This is a genomic window from Micromonospora radicis (assembly GCF_003583405.1).
GTDB lineage: Bacteria > Actinomycetota > Actinomycetes > Mycobacteriales > Micromonosporaceae > Micromonospora > Micromonospora radicis.
In genome coordinates this window covers 123,663-145,737 of the sequence record NZ_QXEC01000012.1, presented here as the reverse complement: position 1 = coordinate 145,737, position 22,075 = coordinate 123,663, and the positions used below count along the sequence as shown (strand labels likewise).

The window sequence follows — 22,075 nt, the reverse complement described above, 5'->3', positions numbered from 1 at the left end:
ATCACGTAAAAGGATGAAAGTCCGATGCCGGCGTTCCCTCCGAGGTGGGACGCCGGCACCCGCAGTCGCGTTGTCAGCCCAGCGTCTCGCGCTCCCGCCAGGCGGTCCGGACCGAGGTGCGCCCGTTGGTACGCAGCAACGACCCCTCGTACACCCGGGCCCCGGCGAGCAGGAACCCGACCGCCGCCACCAGCAACAGGGCCAGCGAGGCGACCGGTTCCCAGCCGGCGGCATCCCCGCCGAACAGCCGCAACGGCATCGCCGTCGGCGACGAGAACGGCAGGTAGGACAGCACCCGCATGGCGGTGGCGTTGTCGTTGAGGAAGATCACCGCGAAGAACGGCAGCATCACCGCGAGCTGCACCGGCGTCGACACGCCACCGATGTCCTCCAACCGGTTGACCAGCGCGCCGGCCGCCGCCCACATGGCCGCGATCAGCAAGAAGCCGAGCAGGAAGAACGGGATGAACCAGCCGATCGCCGGGCCGAGCAGCGAGAGCAGCCCACTGCTGCCGCCGAAGGCCATGCCGGCCACGGCGACCAGCGCGACCAGCGCGATCTGCCCCAGCGCGAGGATCGTGCCGGCGAGCATCTTGCCGGCCAGCAACGCCCTCACCGGTACCGCGGCGACGAGGATCTCCACGATCCGGGTCTGCTTCTCCTCGATGATGCTCTGCGCGATCTGCACGCCGAAGGTCTGCGAGGTGATGAAGAAGATGAACGCGAACGCGAACGGCACCAGGAAGGCCAGCACCGGATCCACCGCGTCCGGGTTCAACAACTCGACCGGCGGTCGGGTGCTCAGCGCGTTGACCACGTCGCCGGGCGCGTCGTCCATGGCGAGCACCAGCGGGCCGGCGACGACCGCGGCGTCCGCGTCACCGTCCCGGACGGCCTGCTCGGCGGCGGCGTCGTCGGGTACCACGCGCACCTGGAGCCCGGCCTCGCGCAGCGGACCGGCCGCCGCCTCGGTCGCCGCCACCGTGGACGGCCCGCCGGACAGCAGTGGCGGCAGGATGGTCGCCGCCGCCGCGACCAGCAGGAAGACGACCGTGCTGATCAGGAAGGTACGGTCGCGCAGCTTGACCCGGATCTCGCGGGCGGCGACCAGACGGGTGGCCTGGATGGTGTTCACTTGGCGACCTCTCGGAAGATCTCGGCGAGGGACGGAGCGATCGGGCGGAACGCGCGGACCGGGCCACGGTCCAGCGCGGTGCGCAGCACGACCTGTTCGTCCGCGCCGGGCGCGAGGTCGAAGACGGCGCGGGCGCCGTCCAGGTCGACGAGGGTGACTCCCGGCTGGTCGCGCAGCCAACCGGCGTCGGTCTCCACCACCAACTCGTACCGGGGCGTGGTGTACGCGGCGCGCAACCGCTCGCGGCTGCCGGCCGCACGGATCGAACCCCCAGCGATGATCACCAGGTCGTCGCAGAGCCGCTCGACGACGTCCAGCTGGTGGCTGGAGAACAGCACCGGGGCGCCGGCGGCGGCCCGCTCCCGCAGCACCGCCACGATGGTGTCCACGGCCATCGGGTCGAGCCCGGAGAACGGCTCGTCGAGCACCAGCACCTCGGGATCGTGCACCAGCGCGGCGGCGATCTGGGCACGCTGCTGGTTGCCCAGCGACAGGGTCTCCAACAGGTCGTCGCCCCGCTCACCGAGCCCGATCCGCTCCAGCAGCGCGTCGGTCGAGCGCCGGGCGGCCTCGGCGGTCAGCCCGTGCAGCCGACCCAGGTAGACCACCTGCTCGCGGACGCTCATCTTCGGATAGAGGCCACGTTCCTCCGGCATGTAACCGAAGCGTCCGCGTACCTGCCGGGTCAGCGGGGCGTCCCGCCACGTCACCCGGCCGGCGTCGGCGGCCAGCACGCCGAGGACGATCCGCATGGTGGTGGTCTTGCCGGCGCCGTTTCCGCCGACGAAGCCGGTCATCCGACCGGCAACCACATCGAAGGACACGTTCTTGAGCACCTGACGGTCGCCGAAGCTGCGGTCGACGCCGTCCAGACGGAGCACAGTGGTCACGCTGCCCACGCTAGGCCCTCGATGATCGACTGCCCTCCGCCCCGGGACGGAGATCGCGGCTCCGCCTCGCGGTGGAGCCGCTCAGCCGCCGGGCCGGACCACCCCCTGCTCGTACGCGAAGACCACCGCCTGCACCCGGTCGCGCAGCTCCAACTTGGCCAGCACCCGGCTCACGTGTGACTTGACCGTCGCCTCGCCGAGGTGCAGCGCGGTGGCGATCTCGGCGTTGCTGGCACCCCCGGCGACCAGGACCAGGACCTCCCGCTCGCGGGGCGTGAGGTGACGCAGGGCCGCCGCCGGATCGACCCCGGCACCGGTCGGGCCGCCGGGCCGGGCGAAGGTGGCGATCACCCGCCGGGTGAGTTCCGGTGCGAGCAGTCCGTCCCCCCGGGCCACCACCCGGATCGCCTCGACCAGCGCCTCCGGGGTGCCGTTCTTCAGCAGGAACCCACTGGCACCGGCGCGCAGCGCCGCGAACAGGTAGTCGTCGCGGTCGAAGGTGGTGAGGATCAGCACCGCCGGACCCGGCTGGTCCGCGTCGAGGCTGATCCGCCGGGTCGCCTCCAACCCGTCGACCTCGGGCATCTCCACGTCCATCAGCACCACGTCCGGGCGCAGGGCCCGGGCCATGCCGACCGCCCGTTCCCCGTTGGCGGCCTCGCCGACCACCTCGATATCGTCCTCGATCTCCAGAATGACCCGGAAGCCGGTCCGCACCAGATGGTGGTCGTCGGCGAGCAGCACCCGGATCGGCCGGCCGATCCCGTCCTCGCCCGACCCGCGACCGGTGCTCATGCCGCCCCTCCCACCGTCACCGGCAGCGGAAACCGGACCCGTACCCGCCAGCCACCGCCGGTACGCGGCCCGACCTCCAGTTCACCCCCGTGGGTCGCGACCCGCTCCCGCATCCCGACCAGTCCCAGCCCGTCGGCGTTCGCCGGGCGGGTCGCCCGGCCGTCGTCGGTCACCTCGACCTCCACCTCCTGCGCCAGATAACGGATCCGCACGTCGAGCACCCGCACCCCGGTGGCGTGCTTCAGGGTGTTCGTCACCGCCTCCTGCACCACCCGGTACGCGGCCTGCGACACCGACTCCGGCAGCGGCGTCGGGGCGCCGTACACCCCGAGGGCGGCCTGGAGCCCGGCCTCGCGGGCCCGGGCGAGCACCGCGTCGACCTGGTCGATCCCGGCGGCCTGCTGCTGCGCCCGCGCCGGTTCGCGGTCGCCGGCCCGCAACACACCGAGCATCCGGCGCAACTCGTCCACGGCCGTGCGGGCACTCTGCTCGATCGAGGCCAGCGCCGTGCGGGCCTTCGCCGGATCCTTGTCGAAGACCCGGCGGCAGGCTGCCGCCTGCACCCCCATCACCGAGACGTGGTGGGCGACGACGTCGTGCAGTTCCCGGGCGATCCGGACCCGCTCACCGACCACCGCGTGCTCTCGCGCCTCGGCCTGCGAGCGGCGCAGCGCCTCGGCCTGCGCGGCCAGCTCGTGCTCACGCCGGGCGGCGACCCACGCGGTCTCGCCGAAGAAGTACGCGAACCCGAAGAACAGCACGTTGATCAGTACGCCGGTGACGATCGCGGCGAGCAGCGGCGGCACCGGCCCGATCGCGTCGGCGAAGGTGTCCGGGGAGAGGCTGCGGTAGCTGATCACGTACGCCACCGCCATCCAGACGAACATGGCGGCGATGACGCCGACGCGCACCAGCCGGGACCGCCGGTGGTCCGGCCCCCAGGCGCCGAGGGTGAAGATGGCGGCGAACAGCGCCCACTGGGACAGCTGCCACTCGGGCACGGCCCGGACCTGTGCCCCGATGAACGCGGCCGAGACGATCAGCGCGGTGGCGGTGGGGTAGCGGCGTCGCCAGATCAACGGCAGCGGCACCGCGATGGTCCAGAGGATCTGTTCGAGGTCCGACGGCGGTGGCCCGAGCAGGAACATCCCGGTGCTGCGGGCGAGGGTGAGGCTGAACAGCGCCAGGATCGTCGCCGTCAGCCCGGCGTAGAGGTCCAGCCGCCGCTGCTCCGGGGTCGGGCCCGGTCGCCGCCAGTCGTCGGTCGTCTCGCTGGTCACCCCGCCGAGGATGCCATCCCGGCGCCCGGCCCGGTCAACCGATCCCGCTGCCGGCCATCGGCGGCAGCGGGCAGTGCAGCAGGCCGCAGATGGTGCGCAGCAACTCGATCTCGGCGACGGTCATCTCCCCGTCGTGGCTGATCACCGCCACCACCGCCGCGACCAAGCGTTCCTTGTCCCCGGGTCGCAGCCCGTCCAGCACCGGCCAGGCGGTCTCCAGGGCCAGCACGCCGTTCTCCGGCGGCGCGTACGTCCACGAGGTGCCGGGCAACAGGGTGCCCATGCCGGCCTGGAAGGCGCGCTCGGCCTCGGCCGGCTCACCGTGCCCCACCTGGGCGAGCGTGGCCAGCAGGAAGGCCGCCGCCGACCGGCTGTCGGTGAGCGTGCGCCGGTCGGTCCGCCAGCGGGAGTCCGGGCGCAGCAACTCCTGGATCTCGGCCAGCAGCAGCCGGGAGAGGCAGTACTCGGAGACGTTGATCGAACCGTCCGCGTGGATCAGCGTGAACACCGCCGCCAGCAGCGACTCCAACTCCGGCGCCGGGCGCTCGCGCAGGGCCGGGAAGGTCAGTTCGGCCAGCGGCAGGACGAGCATCGGGTGCAGCCCGGCCAGGGCCTGCGCCTCGTGGATCGCGGCGTCGGCCAGATCCCGACCGTGTCGCTCGACCAGCGCGGCGTACTGGTGCTGCCGGACCTGCGGCTCGGCGCTGAGCAGCAGACCGAGCAGCAGCGGTACGGCGGTCTGCCGGTTACGGGCCCGGTCGAGCAGGGGCTGCGGGATCTGGTCGAGCAGCGCCGCCGCGTGGGTGTACGCGGTCTCGGTCGGTGCGGCCACCCGGCCCAGTACGTCGGCCGGGTCGAGGCGTACCCGGGTGCCCGCGACCGGCAGCGCCGGTGCGGCGGGCGACACCTCGGCGCCCTGCCCCGGTGCGCCCTGCCCCGGGCCGCCGTGGCCTGGCCGGCCGGGAGTGGGCCGGCTCGGCGCGGCGGCCGGGGCGAGGCCCAGCGCGGCGTCCTCCTGCCGGCCCGACGGCGGTGCCGCCGCCCACTGCCGGGACAGCCGTTGCAGCTCGGCCGGGTCGAACGAGGGGTCCAGCACCTGAATCCGTTTGGCCAGCGGCGGGTGGGTGGCGAACCAGGAGGCGCGGGCTGCCTCGCCGAAGAGCATGTGCCCCACCTCGTCGCGCTTCGGCGACCTCAGCTCGGAGCCGTCGGACAGGCCGCCGATCTTCTTCAGCGCCCCGGCGATGCCCCGGGTCTGCCGGGTGTACTGCACGGCCGAGGCGTCGGCCAGGTACTCCCGCTGCCGGGACACCGAGGCCTGGATGAGTCGACCGGCGAGGACACCGACGTACCCGGCGACCAGCAACGCCAGCCCGACCAGTGCCAGCGGGTTGGCCCCACCGCTGTTGTTGCCGCGTTGTCGACCGCCGCCGCTGATCAGCCCGAAGCGGGCCATGCCCCGGCCGATCACGGTCAGGAACAGGATGCCGAACAGCAGCCCCATCAGCCGGATGTTGAGCCGCATGTCCCCGTTCACCACGTGGGCGAACTCGTGGGCGATGACCCCCTGGAGTTCGTCACGGTTGAGCCGCTGCAACGCGCCCCAGGTGACCGCCACGGCCGCGTCGGACGGGCCCCAACCGGCGGCGAAGGCGTTGATCGCCGTCTCCTCGGGCAGGACGTAGACCTCGGGCACGGGTACGCCGGAGGCCAGCGCCATCTCCTCGACGACGTTGCGCAGCCGACGCAGCTCCGGATCCGTGGTGTCGGTCGGCACCGGCACCCCGCCCAGCTCGCGGGCCACCTTGCCGCCCCCGCCGCGCAGGGCGAGGGTACGCACCAGCGCGGCCAGCCCGATCGCCGCGACGGTGGCCACGGTCACCATGGCCACGAAGCCGGCGAGCTGGCCCGGGTCGGCGGTGGTGGCGTTGAACGCGACGACCGCCGCGAGGTTGACCACCACCACGATGCCGACCACGGCCAGCACGAACAGCAGCACCAGCCGGGTCGACAGCCGGCGTACCTGGCGCTGCCGTTCGAAGAAGTTCATCAGAAGGAGACCTGCGGGGCCTGGCGCTGGGTCGGGTCGTCCGGCTGGAACAGCGCGGCGGGCCCGAACGAGAACATGCCGGCGACCAGGCTGGACGGGAAGACCTCGCGCTTGTTGTTGTAGCCCATCACCGCGTCGTTGTACGCCTGCCGGGCGAAGGCGACCCGGTTCTCCGTGGAGGTCAACTCCTCCGACAGCTGCATCATGTTCTGGTTGGCCTTGAGGTCCGGGTACGCCTCGGAGAGCGCGAACAGCCGGCCCAGGGTGGCGGTCAGGGCGTTCTCCGCGCCGCTGAGCTGCTGCATGGCCGCTGGGTCGCCGGGGGCCGCCGCGGCGGTGGCCTGCGCGTTGACCGCGGCGTTGCGGGCGGTGATCACCGCCTCCAGGGTCTCCCGCTCGTGCTTGAGGTAGCCCTTGGCGGTCTCGACCAGATTGGGGATCAGGTCGTGCCGGCGGACCAACTGCACGTCGATCTGGGCGAAGGCGTTGCGGTACGCGTTGCGCGCCCGGACCAGCCCGTTGTAGACCGAGACGCCGAAGCCGACCACCACCACGACGATCAAGACCAGACACAACAATCCGATGATCAGTTCCATGGCCGCTCCCTGGTTACCCGTCGGACCTGTCGCTGATCATCGTACGTTCGCCCGACCAGCCCCGCTCCCAGCCGGTTCGCCGAGCTGGGGCGGCCGATCGGTGGGGGCCCCGTACGGCGGCGCCCGGCGCGGTTCGGTACCGGTCGGCCCACCGCCCGGACCCGGTGTCAGCGGCCGTTGCGGCGTGCCTTGATCGCGCTGTCGATCACGTCCCAGACGGTGACCACGACGATCACCACGACGGTGATCCGGGCGACCGTGTCGACGCCGCCGTCGCGCAGCCAGGAGAACCGGGCGGTGAAGTCGGCGTTGAACAGCCGGTCGGTGAGCAGCAGCCAGATCGCCGGTACCGCGAAGGCGAGCCCGAGCAGGGCGTTGACGGCGACCAGCGGCCAGCTCCACCGGCGGGCCCGGTACTTGGCGAACTCCAGGCCGATGCTGGCGACCAGCACCACGACCAGCACCGGCAGCCAGGACGTCCAGAGCGCCGGGTCGAGGATCGGCAGCCGGTCGCCGTCGCCGACCACCGTCTGGAACTGCTGCCACGGCAGGATCGCGATGAACAGGCCGAGGACCACGATCGAGGCGCACACGTCGGTGAGGCTGATGTCCCGGTCGACGGGCTCGTCGGGCAGTTGGTCGACGGTCCACTCCGGCAGGTTCAGCGGGGTGCCGATCCGTTCCAGTACCGCGAAGACCACGGTCACCCAGAAGGCGATCTGCACCGCCACGTTGAACGCGGCGCTCACGCCCGCGCCGACGGCACCGCCCGGGTTGTCCGCGGTGGTGGTCTCCAACACGGCCATCAGTACCCCGACGACCGGCGGGATCGTGCTGACCAGGGTGATCAGCAGCCGTCGCCAGGCCGGGTAGTACTCCGGGCCGATGAGCTGGAGCCGCCGGTCGGTGTACCGGGCGGCGAGCTGGGCGGGGTTGCCCAGCTCGGTGAGCACCTCCCGCTCGGCGGTCGCGGCGTCGAGCCCGTCGGCGGTCCGTCCGTCGATCATGTCGCCGATCGAGGCGCGTAGCTCGTCGGCGATCTCCTCGCGTCGGGCGGTCGGCACCGAACGCAGGGTGGCGGCGAGGTATCGGTCGGTCAGGGAGGTGGTCATCGGGGGGCTCCTTCGATCAGGGCGGTCAGGGAGGTCTGAACGGCGGCGAGGTCGTCGAGCAGTCGGGTCAGCAGCTGCTCGCCGGCGTCGCTGGTGCGGTAGAACTTGCGCGGCCGGCTCTCCTCGGTGTTCCACTCGCTGGTCAGCAGCCCCTGTTCCTCCAGTCGGCGCAGCAGGGGATAGAGGGTGTTGGCGTCGACCGCGAAGCCGTGCCCGGCGAGCCGTTGCAGCAGCGCGTAGCCGTAGTCGGGTTGACGCAGCGCGACCAGGCTGGCCACCACCACCGTCCCCCGCCGCAACTCCTGAAGGTGCGTCCGTAGAACGTCATCGGTGCCCATGCGACACACGATACTGTGTGTCGCACACTATTGTCCATCCGCACAACACTGTCCCTCACCCGACAATCTCGTGGATCTTGCGGTTTGTGTCGGGATATAAGCCGCTCATGGTGTGATTCGCCGACGGAAAGTGCAAGATCGACGGAGCTGGGGGTGGTGCTGGTGTGGCGTGGGGGAGGGGGCTGCCGGCGGCGATAGGGTGGGGCGGACCGACTCGATCATCCGACCCGGGGGGCTCCGCGTGGGCGATTCGTTTGCGCACCTGCACGTGCACACGGAGTACTCGATGCTCGACGGTGCGGCCCGCCTCAAGGACCTGTTCGCCGAGGTCAAGCGGCAGGGGATGCCGGCGGTCGCGATGACCGACCACGGCAACATGCACGGCGCGAACGACTTCTACAAGCAGGCGATGGCCACCGGGGTCACCCCGGTCCTGGGCATCGAGGCGTACGTGGCGCCGGAGTCCCGCTTCCACAAACAGCGGGTGCGCTGGGGCCGCCCGGAGCAGAAGAGCGACGACGTCTCCGGTAGCGGTGGCTACACGCACATGACCATCTGGGCCCAGAACAAGACCGGCCTGCACAACCTGTTCAAGCTCACCTCGCGCTCGTACACCGAGGGCTACTTCGTCAAGTGGCCGCGGATGGACGCGGAGATCCTGGCCAGCCACGCCGAGGGGTTGATGGCGACCACCGGTTGCCCCTCCGGCGAGGTGCAGACCCGGCTACGGCTGGGCCAGTACGACGAGGCGCTCAAGGCGGCGGCGCGGTACCAGGAGATCTTCGGCAAGGAGAACTACTTCCTGGAGATCATGGATCACGGCATCTCGATCGAGCGCCGGGTCCGCGACGAGCTGATCGAGATCTCCCGCAAGCTGGACATCCCGCCGGTGGTCACCAACGACTCGCACTACACCCACGAGGCGCAGGCCGAGGCGCACGACGTGCTGCTCTGCGTGCAGACCGCGGCCAACGTGGCCGACCCGAACCGGTTCCGGTTCGACGGCAGCGGTTACTACATCAAGTCCGCCGACGAGATGCGCAGCGTGGACAACTCCGAGGCCTGGCTCCAGGGCTGCCGCAACACCCTGCTGGTCGCCGAGAAGGTCGACCCGACCGGGATGTTCGAGTTCCACAACCTGATGCCGCGCTTCCCGGTCCCCGACGGCGAGACCGAGGAGTCCTGGTTCCGCAAGGAGACCTTCGCCGGGCTGGCCCGCCGCTTCCCGAACGGCATCCCCGAGGGGCACGTCGTCCAGGCCGAGTACGAGCTGGGCGTCATCATCCAGATGGGCTTCCCGTCGTACTTCCTCGTGGTCGCCGACTTCATCCAGTGGGCCAAGAACCAGGGCATCGCGGTCGGCCCGGGCCGCGGCTCGGCGGCCGGCTCGCTGGTCGCGTACGCGCTGGGCATCACCGACCTGGACCCGATCCCGCACGGGCTGATCTTCGAGCGGTTCCTCAACCCCGAGCGGGTCTCCATGCCCGACGTCGACATCGACTTCGACGAGCGTCGGCGCGGCGAGGTGATCAAGTACGTCACCGACAAGTGGGGCGAGGACAAGGTCGCGCAGATCGCCACCTTCGGCACCATCAAGGCCAAGGCCGCGATCAAGGACTCGGCCCGGGTGCTCGGCTACCCGTACGCGGTCGGCGACCGGATCACCAAGGCCATGCCACCGGCCGTGATGGGCAAGGACATCCCGCTCGAAGGCATCTTCGACCCGAAGCACCCGCGCTACGCCGAGGCCGGCGAGATCCGCGGCATGTACGAGGCCGAGGCCGACGTCAAGAAGGTGATCGACACCGCCCGGGGCATCGAGGGGCTGATCCGGCAGACCGGCGTGCACGCGGCCGGCGTGATCATGTCCGCCGAGCCGATCGTCGAGCACATCCCGTTGATGCGCCGGGACTCCGACGGGGTGATCATCACCCAGTTCGACTACCCGACGTGCGAGTCGCTCGGGCTGTTGAAGATGGACTTCCTCGGCCTGCGCAACCTGACCATCATCGACGACGCGGTGAAGAACATCCAGCTCAACCACGGGCGGGAGCTGGACCTGCTGGGCCTGCCGCTGGACGACAAGGCCGCCTACGAGCTGCTGTCGCGGGGCGACACCCTGGGTGTGTTCCAGCTCGACGGCGGGCCGATGCGTTCGCTGCTGCGGATGATGAAGCCGGACAACTTCGAGGACATCTCCGCCGTCCTGGCGCTGTACCGGCCCGGTCCGATGGGCGTGGACTCGCACACCAACTACGCGCTGCGCAAGAACGGCCTCCAGGAGATCACCCCGATCCACCCGGAGCTGGAGGAGCCGCTGCGGGAGATCCTCGCCCCCACCTACGGCCTGATCGTCTACCAGGAGCAGGTGCAGCGGGCCGCGCAGATCCTCGCCGGCTACACGCTCGGTCAGGCCGACCTGCTGCGCCGGGCGATGGGCAAGAAGAAGAAGGAGATCCTCGACAAGGAGTTCATTCCCTTCCGGGACGGCTGCCGCGAACACGGCTACTCCGACGAGGCCATCCAGAAGGTCTGGGACGTGCTCGTGCCGTTCGCCGGGTACGCCTTCAACAAGGCGCACTCGGCCGCGTACGGGCTGGTGTCGTACTGGACGGCGTACCTGAAGGCGCACTACCCGGCCGAGTACATGGCGGCGCTGCTCACCTCCGTCGGCGACGACAAGGACAAGATGGCGCTCTACCTGTCGGAGTGCCGCCGGATGGGCATCCAGGTGCTGCCGCCGGACGTGAACACCTCCGCCGGGCCGTTCACCCCGGTCGGCAAGGAGATCCGCTTCGGCCTCGGCGCGATCCGCAACGTCGGCGCGAACGTGGTCGCCTCGATCATGCGCTGCCGCGAGGAGAAGGGCGAGTACGCCGACTTCTACGACTTCCTGTCCAAGGTGGACGCGGTGGTCTGCAACAAGAAGACGATCGAATCGCTGATCAAGGCCGGCGCGTTCGACGTGATGCGGCACCCGCGCAAGGCCCTGCTCGCCGTGCACGCCGACGCCATCGACGCGTACGCCGACGTCAAGCGCAAGGAGGCGGTCGGGCAGTACGACCTGTTCGGCGCCGGCTTCGGCGACACGGAGACGGCCACCAACACCACGGTCATGCCGACCATCACCGAGGGGGAGTGGGACAAGCGCGACAAGCTCGCCTTCGAACGCGAGATGCTCGGCCTGTACGTCTCCGACCACCCGCTGTTCGGCCTGGAACACATCCTCGGTCAGGCCGCCGACTGCACCATCGCCGCGCTGTCCGAGGAGGGCACCGTCCCCGACGGCGCGGTGGTCACCCTCGCCGGGATCCTCTCCGGCGTGCAGCGGCGGGTCACCAAGCAGGGCCGGGCATGGGCCTCGGCCACCCTGGAGGACCTCGCCGGTGGGGTGGAGACGTTGTTCTTCCCGAACACCTACGAGGTGATCGGCCAGTACATCGCCGAGGACGCGATCGTGGTGGTCAAGGGCCGGGTCGACCGGCGTGACGACATCCCCCGCATCATGGCGATGGACATGTCACTGCCGGACGTCTCCACCAGCTCGGCCAACAAACCGGTCACCCTCACCATCCCGGTGACCCGGTGCACCCCGCCGCTGGTGGAACGGCTCAAGGAGACCCTGGTGCTGCACCCGGGCGACGCCGAGGTGCACGTCAGGCTGCTCAACGGCAGCCGGACCACCACCCTGCGGCTCGGCCCGGTGCGGGTGGCGGCGACCACCGCGCTGATGGCCGACCTGAAGAGCGTGCTCGGCCCGGCCAACGTCAGCTGACCCGGCTGACCGGGGTCTCCCGGCCCACCCGGGACAGCTTCTCCGGATTGCGGACGTAGTACAGGCCGGTGACCAGACCGTCCTCCACCCGTACCGCCAGCACGCCGTCGAGCCGGCCGCCCAGGCGCATGAGCAGCGCCGGGGCACCGTTGACGTGCACCGGCTCCAACGTCACCTCGGCGCCGACGAGCTTCAGGCCGGCGGCGAACAGCCGGGCCACCTTGTCGGCGCCGACCACCGGCCGGGGTACGGCCTGCGCGCGACCACCACCGTCGCTGAGCGCGACCACGTCCGGGGCGAGCACGTCGAGCAGGCCCTGCAGGTCGCCGGTGCGCACCGCGCGCTGGAAGGCGTCCAACGCGGCCCGGGTCTGGGCCGGGGAGACGACGTCGCGTGGCCGGCGCGCGGCGACGTGCGACCGGGCCCGGTGGGCGATCTGGCGGACTGCGGCCGGGCTCTTGTCGACCGCCGCCGCGATCTCGTCGTACCCGAGGTCGAACACCTCGCGCAGTACGAACACCGCCCGCTCGGTCGGCCCGAGCGTCTCCAGCACCAGCAGCATCGCCATCGACAGGCTGTCGGCCAACGCCACGTCCTCGGCCACGTCCGGCGTGGTCAGCAGCGGCTCGGGCAGCCAGGGACCGTAGTACGTCTCTCGGCGGCGGCCCACCGTCCGCAGCCGGGTGAGCGCCTGGCGGGTGGCGATGCGTACCAGGTAGGCGCGCTGGTCCCGCACCGTGTCGAGGTCGACGTCGGCCCAGCGCAGCCAGGTTTCCTGGAGCACGTCCTCGGCGTCGGCCGCCGAGCCGAGCAGCTCGTAGGCGACCGTGAACAGCAGATTGCGGTGGGTGACGAACGCCGTGGTGCCGGGGGACATGGACGGCCTCCTGTCTCGTCGTCGCCGACTGTGCCATCCATCGGACGCCGGAGCCCACCGATCTGTGACACCACACCGATGGTCGGTGCTGGGCCGCCGGTGGGTGCCACCGGCCGGGTATTGGCGCTCAGCGTCGGCGGCCTGGGCCACTAGCGTCGGTGACGTGGAGCTTGCGCAGGCACAGAAGTTGTGGCAACCGCGACCCGGGTGGCTGAACACCGCCAGTTTCGGGCTGCCGCCCGACCCGGCCTGGGACGCGTTGCAGGACGCGTTGGCCGGGTGGCGGGCGGGGGACGCGTCGTGGGAGAGCTGGAGCGGGGCGAGTGACCGGTCCCGGGCGGCCTTCGCCCGGCTGGTCGGGGTGCCGGTGGCCGACGTGGCGATCGGGGTCACCGTGTCGCAGCTGCTGGCGCCGGTGGCCGCGGCGTTGCCCGCCGGTGCCCGGGTGGTGGTCCCCGAGGTCGAGTTCACCTCGAACCTCTTCCCGTGGCTGGTGCAGCAGGAACGCGGCGTGCAGGTCCGCACCGTGCCGCTGGCCGAGTTGGCCGACTCGGTCGAGGCCGGCACCGACCTGGTGGCGTTCAGCCTGGTGCAGTCCGCCGACGGCACCGTGGCCGCGTACGACGAGATCGTCGCGGCGGCCCGGTCCCACGGCGCGCTGGTCGCGGTCGACGCCACCCAGGCGTGCGGCTGGTTGCCGTTCGACGCGGCCCGGGCCGACGTGGTGGTGGTCGGCGGGTACAAGTGGTTGATGGGCCCCCGGGGTACGGCCTTCGCCTACCTGGCGCCCGCCGTGCGGGACCGGCTGCGGCCCGACGCCGCCGGCTGGTTCGCCGGACGCGACCCGCACGCCTCCTACTACGGCCCGCCGCTGCGGCTGGCCGAGGACGCCCGCCGGTTCGACATCTCACCGGCCTGGTTCAGCTGGGTGGGTGCGGCCCCGGCACTGGAACTGCTGCTGGAGATCGGGTTGCCGGCGGTCCACGCGCACGACGTGGCGCTGGCCAACCGCTTCCTCGCCGGGTTGGGGCAGCCGCCGGGGAACAGCGCCATCGTCACCGTCCAGGTGCCGGGTGCGCAGGAGAAGCTCGACCGGGCCGGGGTACGGGCGGCGGTGCGGGCCGGTCGGGTCCGCGCCGCCTTCCACCTCTACTGCACCCCGCAGGACGTCGACCTCGCGTTGGCGGCGCTGACCAGCTGACCGGGCGGGCCCGCACCGGGAGCCGGGCGGCCCGCCGGCTCGGCCGGTACGGGCGCCCGGCTCACTTGCCGGTGACGATGCCCGGGTTGATGCACAGTCCGGGCGTGCTGCCGTTCTTCTCGGCGATCTCCAGGCAGCGGGTCACCTTGTCCACCTTGGCGTTGGTCTCGGTGATCTCCTTCTGGATCTCGGCGTTGCGGCGGTCCTGTTCGAGGTTGCGGGTCTGGGCGAGCTTGTCCTGGAACGCCTTGATGTTGCCCTCGGTCTTGTCGTCGTGGTTCACCCGGGTGATGGTGACCGACAGGATGTCGACGTCGGTGGAGAGCCGCGTGTCGGCGCTGGACTTGATGCTGTCGGCGAACGGCTTGAGGTCGACGTTCAGGTTGCCGGTCTTGTCGTCGATGCGCTCCAGCGGGTTGTAGGAGGCGAAGGCGTCGTTCACCGCGCTGTCCAGCTGCACGCCGACCCGCTGCCCGCGGAAGCTGTCGAAGTCGCCCTTGTAGTCCATGAACTGCTGCGGCGCGTTCTCCGGCCGGACCTGCCACTCGACCAGCACCTCGACGCAGGCGTCGGCGAGGGTGCCGGTACGCACCCGGACGCAGTTGTCGCTGCCGATGTGGTCGTACTTCTGCCGTCCGGCGTCCCACTCGCCGACCCGCTGCCACGGCGCGACCCACTTCAGGCCGGAGCCGGTGACCTCACCGGTGGGCTTGCCGAAGCTGGTGACGATGCCGACCGAGCGGATCGGCACCGAGTGGGCGCTGGAGCCGACGGTGAGCAGCAGCGTCGCGGCAAGGGCGACGACCGTGGTCAGGACGCCGACCTGCCGTACGCTGCGCTGCCCGCTGAACAGGGTGACGGCGAGGGCGATGGCCGCGACGACCGCGGTGACGATCGAGAGGACGAAACCGAAGGGCATGGGGTGGGGCCTTTCCGAGCAGCCGGGCTGAGTCGATCATCAAGGTCGACCAGCAACGTAGCCGCCGGAGGCAAGGGATCCGGGCCCAACCCGCGCAACGGTCACCCCCGGTGACCACCGGGGGTGACCGTCCTGCCCGCCGGTCGAGACGTCGTCGCAGCTCAGGGCGGGTTGCGTGGGGTGAAGCAGAGCAACGGGGCGACACCTGGCAGCGGTGGCGGCGGGCGATGCCCCACCAGCTGTGGCGTAGCGCACTGAGCGCCTCCGGCGCGGCCTAGACTACGGGCGTCCCGCGGTCGTCGGGATCGTTCGCCGCCATCGGAGGGGTTCCATGCCGTCGCCTGTCACCAACCTGGCTCTCGGGCCGGACTGGCTCGCCCCGGAGTGGCTGATCTCGACGTTCGGCCTGATCGGCATCCTGGTGATCGTCTTCGCCGAGTCGGGCCTGTTGATCGGGTTCTTCCTGCCGGGAGACTCGCTGCTGTTCACCACCGGGCTGCTCGTCGCCGACGGCCAGTACCTCAGGTACCCGCTGTGGTTGGTGTGCCTGCTCATCACCGTCGCCGCGATCGCCGGCGACCAGGTGGGCTACCTGTTCGGTCGCAAGGTCGGCCCGGCGCTGTTCCGGCGACCGAACTCGCGGCTGTTCAAGCAGGAGAACCTGCTCAAGGCACACGACTTCTTCGAGAAGTACGGTGCCCGCTCGGTCGTCCTGGCGAGATTCGTGCCGATCGTACGGACGTTCACCCCGATCGTGGCCGGGGTGAGCCGGATGAACTACCGCACCTTCGTCATCTACAACGTGGTGGGCGGCATCCTCTGGGGCACCGGCGTGACGGTGCTGGGCTACTTCCTCGGCCAGATCCCGTTCGTCAAGACGAACATCGAGTACATCCTGATCGCCATCGTGGCGATCTCGGTCCTGCCGATCGCGGTGGAGCTGCTCCGCGCGCGGCTGGCCGCCAAGCGTGGCGTCACCGCGCAGGAACGCGCCGCGGCCGAGGAGGCGATCCGGGAGACCCGGCAGCACTACGGCGAGCACTGACCCCGGCCCGGGACCGCCCGACCCGGGTGTCCGAGGCGACCCCGACACCGCCACCGCCATGGAGGGCGCGCTACAGGTCGCGCTGATGCTCGCCCCGGTGCCGGCGGTACCCCGCCGGGCCGGCGGCGTCGGCGCGGACCCGGTCCGAGCCGGCCGGTCGGCTCAGCCAGCCGGGGCACGCAGCCGGTGCAGGCGCAGCGCGAGTTGTACCTCCAGCGCCCGCTCCGGCTTCTGCCAGTCGCCACCCAGCAACTGCCCGATCCGCTCCAACCGCTGGGTCACCGTGTTGACGTGCACGTGCAGCTGCTCCGCCGCGCGGGCCAGACTGCCACCCACCCCGAAGTACGCCTCCAGCGTCCGTACCAGGGCCGTGCCGCGCCGCGCGTCGTATTCGAGGACCGGACCGATGGTGGCGGTGAGGAACCGGCTGACGTCGGCGTCACCGCCGTCGGCGACGGTACCCAGCAGCAGCCCGACGAAGCCCAGCTCGGCGGTGCTGGCGCCCTGCCCGGAGCGACCCAGTGCGCCGAGCGCGGTCAGGCACCGGTCGGCCTCCCGGAAGGCGGCGGCCAGCGACGACGGGCCGGTGGAGGGGCCGCTCGCCCCGGCGGTCACCGGCCGACCGGTGACCCGGGACAGGTCCCGCGCCACCGCCCGGGCACTGCCACCGGCATCCTGCCCGGGCAGCATCAACGCCACCAGGCCGTCGCGCGCCGCGGCCAGCCCGCCACGCGTCGAGGCGTACGTGGTGGCCCAGGACAGCACCCGCTGCCGGGCCGACCCGGTGGCCGCGATCGCGTCGTCGCCGACGGCCACCAGCACGTGCGGGGCGTCCAGGTCCACGCCGAGCCGCCGGGCCCGGCTGCGCAGCGCCTCGGTGTCGCGCAGCGGCCGGGCGATCAGGTCGTCGAGCAGCTCACCGCGCACCCGCCCCTCGGCCTCGGCCACGGTACGCCGGAACAACAGCAGCAACGCGGTCACCAGCGCGGCCCGCTCCAGGATGCGCTGGTCGGCGTCGGCCAGCTCGCCCTCGGGGTGCAGTACCAGGGCGCCCAGGTTCTCCGCGCCGGCCACCACGGCGCCGTACCAGAGCACACCCCGGCGTACGCTGCGGCCCTCGGTACGGGAGGCGGCGACCGCCTCGACGAGGTCCGCCCGATCCGGCTCGTCCAGTTCACCGACCCGGGCCAACAGCCGGCCCTCGGCGTCCAACGCCAGCAGGGAACCCCCCAGCACCTCGGTGACCGCCGCCGTCACGTCCTCCACCCCGCCGCCGCGCAGCACCAGCGCGGTCATCCGGTCGTGGGCCGCCGCGGCCCGCTCCACCGACGTGCTGTGTGCCCGGATGGTGGTGTTGGCCGCCGACAGCTCCGCCAGCGCCGCGCGGGTCTCCGCCAGCAGCCGTGCGGTGTCGATCGCCACCGCCGCGTGCGCGGCCAGCGAGAGCAGCAGCGCCACCTCCTCGCGGGCGAACGGCCGCGCCGAGCGGTTCGCGGCGTAGAGCACGCCGATGCTGGTCGAGCCGAGCCGCAGCGGCACCCCGAGGATGGCCACCAGACCCTCCTCGCCCACCCCGGCGTCGATCTCCCGGGTGTGGTGGAAGCGCTCGTCCTCCGGATAGTTGGCGGTCACGTACGGGGCACCCGACTGGGCCACCAGGCCGCCGAGTCCGGCCCCCATGGGCAACCGCAGCCGCTGGAAGCGGGCCGAGACCGAACCGTCGGTCACCCGCATGTAGGTGTCGCCGCGCTCGGCGTCGTTTAGCGTCATGTAGGCCACGTCCGCGCCGAGCAGGTGCCGGGCCCGGTGCACGATGGCCCGCAGCACGTCGTCCAGGTCACGCAGCCCGGCCAGGTCGCTGACCGTGTCGTACAGGCCGGAGAGTTCGCTCTCCCGGCGGCGGCGGCGTTCCAGCAGCGCGCGGACCCGCAGCGCGACGGTCTTGGCCTGTTCCAGTTCGGCGATCCGGTCGGCCGTGAGCCCGGCCGACCGGGCGGCGACCAGTGGCCCCTCGAACTCGACCGGGGCTGCCTCCCGGGCGAGCAGTTCCAGAAACTCCACCGGCGACGACATGCCCGACATTGTGCGGGTGACCACTAGCTCGCCGTCCAGCCCCCGTCGAGTGCGATCGAGGCGCCGGTGAGGAACCCGGCCGGCGGGGAGCAGAGGTACGCCAGCAACTCGGCCACCTCCGCCGGCTCGATCAGCCGTTTGATCGCCGCCCGGGCGAGCATGATCTTCTCGATCACCTCGCTCTCCGGGATGCCGTGGGTGGCCGCCTGGTCGGCGATCTGGCTCTCCACCAGGGCGGTTCGCACGTACGCCGGGTTGATGCAGTTGGCGGTGACCCCGTGCGCGGCGCCTTCCTGCGCCACCACCTTGGACAGCCCCTCCAGCGCGTGCTTGGCGGACACGTAGGCGGCCTTGTACGGCGAGGCGCGCAGCCCGTGCACCGAGGAGATGTTGACGACGCGGCCCCAGCCACGGGCGTACATGTGCGGCAGGGCCCGGCGGATCAGCAGGAACGGCGCCTCGACCATCACCCGCTGGATGTACTCGAAGCGCTCGACGGGAAAGTCCTGGATCGGGGCGACGTGTTGCAGGCCGGCGTTGTTGACCACGATGTCCACGTCCGCGTCGAGCCGGTCCACCGCCTCGGGGTCGGCCAGGTCCACCCCCTCGGCGCGGCCGCCGGCCGCAGCGGCCACCAGCTTCGCCGCCTCGACGTTGCGGTCGACCACCAGCACGCTGGCGCCGGCCGCGGCCAGCCGTAGGGCGCAGGCCCGGCCGATGCCGCTGCCACCGCCGGTGACCAGGGCGGTACGACCGGCGAGGTCGAGGTTCACGACGTGGGGGACCGCCACGGGTTCTGCCGTCATGGCGCATGAAACTACGAGCTGTGTGTCCGGGCGCACATGGCGTCGTGACACATACTCCGATCGGAGCCTGTGGCCGTGTGCTACATCCCGGCTGCCACGAGGTGACCCGAAGGTGAGCGCGGTACGGTGCGCGCCGGGCGTGTCCCGCGGCGCGCCCGGACAACGTCATCGGTAGGGTGTCGAACACACGTACTGCTCGGCGGCTGGGAGGGGGCGACGTGCGGGTGCTCGGCGTCGACCCGGGCCTGACCCGGTGCGGGGTCGGTGTGGTCGAGGGAGTGCCGGGCCGGCCCTGCACACTTGTCGCCTACTACGTGATCTACACCGACCCGGCCGACGAACTGCCCACCCGGCTGCTGCACCTCGACCGCAGCCTCACCGACCTGGTGGCCGAGCACCGGCCGGACAGCGTGGCCGTGGAGCGGGTGTTCAGCCAGCACAACGTGCGTACGGTGATGGGCACCGCCCAGGCCAGCGGGATCGCGGTGCTCGCCGGGGCGCGTGCCGGGTTGCCCGTGCAGACGTACACCCCGAGCGAGGTGAAGGCCGCGGTGACCGGCTCCGGGCAGGCGGACAAGGCACAGATGACAACGATGGTCACCCGGCTGCTGCGGCTGCCCGAGCCACCCCGGCCCGCCGACGCCGCGGACGCCCTCGCGCTGGCCATCTGCCACGTGTGGCGCGGCGGTACCCGATCGAAGCTGGCCGCCGCCGCGGACCGGGCGAGACGAGGAGGAGCGAGATGATCGCCAGTGTGCGCGGGGTGGTGACCGCGACCGGCCCGGACCACGCGGTGATCGAGGTCGGCGGGGTCGGGCTGGCCGTACAGTGCGCCCCCGGCACCATCGCCGACCTGCGGGTCGGCCAACCGGCCCGGCTGGCCACCAGCCTGGTCGTCCGGGAGGATTCGCTCACCCTCTACGGCTTCGCCGACGACGACGCGAAGTCGCTGTTCGAGCTGCTGCAGACCGCCAGCGGTGTCGGACCACGGTTGGCGCAGGCGGTGCTGGCCGTGCACACCCCCGACGCGGTCCGCAAGGCGATCGCCAACGCCGACACCGCCGCGCTGACCCGGGTGCCCGGGATCGGCAAGAAGGGCGCCGAGCGGCTGGTACTGGAGCTGCGCGACCGGATCGGTCCGGTCGCGGTGGGCGCCGACGGCGCGGCCGGGGTCACCGGTGGCGCCTGGCCGGAGCAGGTCCGGCAGGCGCTGGTCGGGCTCGGTTGGACGGCGGGCCAGGCCGACCAGGCGGTCGCGGCGGTCGCGGAGACCGTCGACGGCGCCACCCCACCGGTGCCGGTACTGCTCAAGCAGGCCATCCGCCTGTTGGGTCGGACCCGATGAGCGCGAGGAGTGAGCCGGTTCTGCGAGCCCCGCAGTCGCGAATGAAGATGCTCCCGATGAGCGCGAGGAGTGAGCCGGTTCTGCGAGCCCCGCAGTCGCGAATGAAGATCGTCCCGTGACCGGCACCGACGGCAATCTGGTCTCGGCGTACGTCAACGATGCCGAGCGGGACGCGGAGGCCAGCGTCCGGCCGAAGCGGTTGGACGAGTTCATCGCCCAGCACCGCGTCCGTGACCAGCTCGACCTGTTGTTGCAGGGCGCGATGCGGCGTGGCTCCCCGCCCGACCATATCCTGCTCTCCGGGCCACCCGGCCTGGGCAAGACCACGTTGGCCAACATTGTCGCCGCCGAGCTGGGCGCGGGCATCCGGGTGACCAGCGGCCCGGCCATCGAACGCTCCGGCGACCTGGCCGCGATCCTGACCAGTCTCGCCGAGGGCGACGTGCTCTTCATCGACGAGATCCACCGGATCGCCAAGCCGGCCGAGGAGTTGCTCTACAGCGCGATGGAGGACTTCCGGGTCGACGTGGTGGTCGGCAAGGGCCCGGGCGCCACCGCCATCCCGCTGGACGTGGAGCCGTTTACCCTGGTCGGCGCGACCACCCGGTCCGGTCTGCTGACCGGTCCGATGCGGGACCGGTTCGGGTTCGTCGCCCATCTGGACTTCTACGCCCCGGCCGATCTGGAGACGCTGCTGCACCGCTCGGCGCGCATCCTCGGGGTACCGATCACCGACGACGGGGCCGCGGAGATCGCCGGCCGGTCCCGGGGTACGCCCCGGATCGCCAACCGGCTGCTGCGCCGGGTGCGGGACTTCGCCGAGGTACGCGCCGACGGCGTGGTCACCGTCGAGACCGCCCGCGCGGCGCTGACCGTGTACGACGTGGACGCGCTCGGGCTGGACCGGCTCGACCGGGCGGTGCTCACCGCCCTGGTCGACTCGTTTCGGGGCGGCCCGGTCGGCCTCTCCACCCTGGCCGTGGCGGTGGGGGAGCAGCCGGACACGGTCGAGGAGGTGTGCGAGCCGTTCCTGGTGCGGGCGGGGCTGCTGGCCCGTACGCCGCGCGGCCGGGTGGCGACCGAGGCCGCCTGGCGCCACCTGGGGCGTACGCCACCGAATGGTACATTTGCTGCCGAAGCTCCCCCCGCGCCCGATCTGTTCTCGGTGGAAGCCGGCGAGCCGTGATCTGTTCGTGATCTGTGCCGCATTCGGCGTTCCCAGATACAGCGACTAGACTCGCCGCGGTCTGTACAGGATGTGAAAATCCGCCTCCGCTCCGGCGCCAAGCGCCGTACCGGGGCCAATGGGAAGGTCGACAACCGTGCTCTACGTAGCAGCAGAAGGCGGCGGAGCGGGAGGCTTCACGCCGATCCTCATGATCGCGCTGCTCTTCGGCGTCATGTACTTCATGATGATCCGACCCCAGCAGAAGCGCCGCCGCGAGGCCGAGGCGATGCAGTCCGGCCTCTCCGTGGGCGACGAGGTGGTCACCATCGGCGGGCTGTACGGCATGGTCACCGGTGTCGAGGACGACCACGTCCTGCTCGAGATCGCTCCCGGAGTGCAGACCCGCTACGCCCGCCCGGCGATCGCCCGGGTGGTGACCAAGGCGGAGCGTCCCACCGAGGCTGCGGCCGAGGAGACCGACGTCGTCAAGGAGTGAGCACCGCACCCACCCGGTCCGCCGCTGCGCCGGCTCGGCCGGGCGGGTGTCACCCGCACGCGTCCCCGGGCGGGTGAGCGCCGACGCGGCGCGTTGAGACAACTGGATAGAAGGCCGACGCCGGGCGTCGGCGCGCCGGTTCGGTCCGGTCCACGCGCCCGCGTCGACCACCCG

At 71.6% G+C, this 22,075-nt stretch carries 19 protein-coding genes; 7 read left to right on the top strand and 12 right to left on the bottom strand.

Annotated elements, in window-relative coordinates:
• Nucleotides 1-73: 73 nt before the first annotated feature.
• The 8 genes from D2L64_RS14785 to D2L64_RS14750 all read right to left on the bottom strand — a co-directional run bounded on the left by D2L64_RS14785 (nucleotide 74) and on the right by D2L64_RS14750 (nucleotide 8,196).
• Nucleotides 74-1,135, bottom strand: a complete 1,062-nt coding sequence (locus D2L64_RS14785; protein WP_119576695.1) for an ABC transporter permease — start codon at nucleotides 1,133-1,135, stop codon at nucleotides 74-76.
• Nucleotides 1,132-2,025 carry an ABC transporter ATP-binding protein gene (locus tag D2L64_RS14780; protein ID WP_119576856.1) on the bottom strand — a complete coding sequence of 298 codons (894 nt, stop codon included), beginning with the start codon at nucleotides 2,023-2,025 and terminating at the stop codon, nucleotides 1,132-1,134. The genes D2L64_RS14785 and D2L64_RS14780 overlap by 4 nt, the downstream gene beginning before the upstream one ends.
• Nucleotides 2,026-2,106: 81 nt before the next feature.
• Nucleotides 2,107-2,820 (bottom strand): response regulator, encoded by a 714-nt coding sequence (locus D2L64_RS14775; RefSeq protein ID WP_119576692.1) that lies wholly within the window; start codon nucleotides 2,818-2,820, stop codon nucleotides 2,107-2,109.
• Nucleotides 2,817-4,100 carry a sensor histidine kinase gene (locus tag D2L64_RS14770; RefSeq protein WP_119576689.1) on the bottom strand — a complete coding sequence of 428 codons (1,284 nt, stop codon included), beginning with the start codon at nucleotides 4,098-4,100 and terminating at the stop codon, nucleotides 2,817-2,819. The genes D2L64_RS14775 and D2L64_RS14770 overlap by 4 nt, the downstream gene beginning before the upstream one ends.
• A 34-nt stretch (nucleotides 4,101-4,134) precedes the next feature.
• Nucleotides 4,135-6,150: a M48 family metallopeptidase gene (locus D2L64_RS14765; protein WP_119576686.1), complete on the bottom strand. Its 2,016-nt coding sequence runs from the start codon at nucleotides 6,148-6,150 to the stop codon at nucleotides 4,135-4,137.
• A complete protein-coding gene (locus tag D2L64_RS14760) occupies nucleotides 6,150-6,746 on the bottom strand; it encodes a LemA family protein (RefSeq protein WP_199714531.1) in 597 nt (198 codons plus the stop codon). The genes D2L64_RS14765 and D2L64_RS14760 overlap by 1 nt, the downstream gene beginning before the upstream one ends.
• A 167-nt stretch (nucleotides 6,747-6,913) precedes the next feature.
• Nucleotides 6,914-7,858, bottom strand: coding sequence for a permease prefix domain 1-containing protein (locus D2L64_RS14755; RefSeq protein ID WP_119576683.1), 945 nt, complete (start codon nucleotides 7,856-7,858; stop codon nucleotides 6,914-6,916).
• Nucleotides 7,855-8,196, bottom strand: coding sequence for a PadR family transcriptional regulator (locus D2L64_RS14750; protein WP_119576680.1), 342 nt, complete (start codon nucleotides 8,194-8,196; stop codon nucleotides 7,855-7,857). Before D2L64_RS14750 ends, D2L64_RS14755 begins: the two co-directional genes overlap by 4 nt.
• Nucleotides 8,197-8,437: 241 nt before the next feature.
• Here D2L64_RS14750 and dnaE point away from each other — a divergent pair, with 241 nt between their 5' ends.
• The gene (gene dnaE, locus D2L64_RS14745) at nucleotides 8,438-11,971 is read left to right on the top strand and encodes a DNA polymerase III subunit alpha (protein ID WP_119576677.1); all 3,534 of its coding nucleotides are present in this window, start codon (nucleotides 8,438-8,440) and stop codon (nucleotides 11,969-11,971) included.
• Here dnaE and D2L64_RS14740 read toward each other — a convergent pair.
• A complete protein-coding gene (locus D2L64_RS14740; RefSeq protein ID WP_119576674.1) occupies nucleotides 11,964-12,848 on the bottom strand; it encodes an RNA polymerase sigma-70 factor in 885 nt (294 codons plus the stop codon). The genes dnaE and D2L64_RS14740 overlap by 8 nt on opposite strands.
• A gap of 163 nt (nucleotides 12,849-13,011) precedes the next feature.
• On the opposite strand from D2L64_RS14740, the gene D2L64_RS14735 reads away from it, so the two are divergent.
• Nucleotides 13,012-14,049 (top strand): aminotransferase class V-fold PLP-dependent enzyme, encoded by a 1,038-nt coding sequence (locus D2L64_RS14735; protein WP_119576671.1) that lies wholly within the window; start codon nucleotides 13,012-13,014, stop codon nucleotides 14,047-14,049.
• 61 nt (nucleotides 14,050-14,110) lie between these two features.
• On the opposite strand, the gene D2L64_RS14730 is transcribed toward D2L64_RS14735, so the two are convergent.
• The gene (locus D2L64_RS14730; RefSeq protein WP_119576668.1) at nucleotides 14,111-14,968 is read right to left on the bottom strand and encodes an SPFH domain-containing protein; all 858 of its coding nucleotides are present in this window, start codon (nucleotides 14,966-14,968) and stop codon (nucleotides 14,111-14,113) included.
• A gap of 331 nt (nucleotides 14,969-15,299) precedes the next feature.
• Between D2L64_RS14730 and D2L64_RS14725 the strand changes: the two genes are divergently transcribed.
• Nucleotides 15,300-16,013 carry a DedA family protein gene (locus tag D2L64_RS14725; RefSeq protein WP_119576665.1) on the top strand — a complete coding sequence of 238 codons (714 nt, stop codon included), beginning with the start codon at nucleotides 15,300-15,302 and terminating at the stop codon, nucleotides 16,011-16,013.
• Between the two features lie 162 nt (nucleotides 16,014-16,175).
• Here the strand turns inward: D2L64_RS14725 and D2L64_RS14720 are convergent, their stop codons facing one another.
• Both D2L64_RS14720 and D2L64_RS14715 read right to left on the bottom strand, forming a co-directional pair.
• Nucleotides 16,176-18,095 (bottom strand): helix-turn-helix domain-containing protein, encoded by a 1,920-nt coding sequence (locus tag D2L64_RS14720; RefSeq protein WP_119576850.1) that lies wholly within the window; start codon nucleotides 18,093-18,095, stop codon nucleotides 16,176-16,178.
• Between the two features lie 14 nt (nucleotides 18,096-18,109).
• Nucleotides 18,110-18,892, bottom strand: a complete 783-nt coding sequence (locus D2L64_RS14715) for a 3-hydroxybutyrate dehydrogenase (protein WP_119576662.1) — start codon at nucleotides 18,890-18,892, stop codon at nucleotides 18,110-18,112.
• Nucleotides 18,893-19,110: 218 nt separating this feature from the next.
• Between D2L64_RS14715 and ruvC the strand changes: the two genes are divergently transcribed.
• The 4 genes from ruvC to yajC all read left to right on the top strand — a co-directional run bounded on the left by ruvC (nucleotide 19,111) and on the right by yajC (nucleotide 21,901).
• Nucleotides 19,111-19,638, top strand: coding sequence for a crossover junction endodeoxyribonuclease RuvC (gene ruvC / locus D2L64_RS14710; RefSeq protein WP_119576659.1), 528 nt, complete (start codon nucleotides 19,111-19,113; stop codon nucleotides 19,636-19,638).
• Nucleotides 19,635-20,237, top strand: coding sequence for a Holliday junction branch migration protein RuvA (gene ruvA / locus D2L64_RS14705; RefSeq protein ID WP_119576656.1), 603 nt, complete (start codon nucleotides 19,635-19,637; stop codon nucleotides 20,235-20,237). The genes ruvC and ruvA overlap by 4 nt, the downstream gene beginning before the upstream one ends.
• Before the next feature lie 115 nt (nucleotides 20,238-20,352).
• Nucleotides 20,353-21,423: a Holliday junction branch migration DNA helicase RuvB gene (ruvB, locus tag D2L64_RS14700; RefSeq protein WP_119576653.1), complete on the top strand. Its 1,071-nt coding sequence runs from the start codon at nucleotides 20,353-20,355 to the stop codon at nucleotides 21,421-21,423.
• A 118-nt stretch (nucleotides 21,424-21,541) separates the two neighbouring features.
• Nucleotides 21,542-21,901, top strand: coding sequence for a preprotein translocase subunit YajC (gene yajC / locus D2L64_RS14695; RefSeq protein ID WP_119576650.1), 360 nt, complete (start codon nucleotides 21,542-21,544; stop codon nucleotides 21,899-21,901).
• Nucleotides 21,902-22,075: the final 174 nt, after the last annotated feature.

Excerpts from the sequence above, each read along its gene's own strand:
- D2L64_RS14775 (WP_119576692.1), bottom strand. The coding sequence starts at position 2,820 with ATGAGCACCGGTCGCGGGTCGGGCGAGGACGGGATCGGCCGGCCGATC.
- D2L64_RS14765 (WP_119576686.1), bottom strand. The coding sequence starts at position 6,150 with ATGAACTTCTTCGAACGGCAGCGCCAGGTACGCCGGCTGTCGACCCGG.
- D2L64_RS14760 (WP_199714531.1), bottom strand. The coding sequence starts at position 6,746 with ATGGAACTGATCATCGGATTGTTGTGTCTGGTCTTGATCGTCGTGGTG.
- D2L64_RS14755 (WP_119576683.1), bottom strand. The coding sequence starts at position 7,858 with ATGACCACCTCCCTGACCGACCGATACCTCGCCGCCACCCTGCGTTCG.
- D2L64_RS14750 (WP_119576680.1), bottom strand. The coding sequence starts at position 8,196 with ATGGGCACCGATGACGTTCTACGGACGCACCTTCAGGAGTTGCGGCGG.
- D2L64_RS14740 (WP_119576674.1), bottom strand. The coding sequence starts at position 12,848 with ATGTCCCCCGGCACCACGGCGTTCGTCACCCACCGCAATCTGCTGTTC.
- D2L64_RS14730 (WP_119576668.1), bottom strand. The coding sequence starts at position 14,968 with ATGCCCTTCGGTTTCGTCCTCTCGATCGTCACCGCGGTCGTCGCGGCC.
- D2L64_RS14725 (WP_119576665.1), top strand. The coding sequence starts at position 15,300 with ATGCCGTCGCCTGTCACCAACCTGGCTCTCGGGCCGGACTGGCTCGCC.
- D2L64_RS14720 (WP_119576850.1), bottom strand. The coding sequence starts at position 18,095 with ATGTCGGGCATGTCGTCGCCGGTGGAGTTTCTGGAACTGCTCGCCCGG.
- D2L64_RS14715 (WP_119576662.1), bottom strand. The coding sequence starts at position 18,892 with ATGACGGCAGAACCCGTGGCGGTCCCCCACGTCGTGAACCTCGACCTC.
- ruvA (WP_119576656.1), top strand. The coding sequence starts at position 19,635 with ATGATCGCCAGTGTGCGCGGGGTGGTGACCGCGACCGGCCCGGACCAC.
- yajC (WP_119576650.1), top strand. The coding sequence starts at position 21,542 with ATGGGAAGGTCGACAACCGTGCTCTACGTAGCAGCAGAAGGCGGCGGA.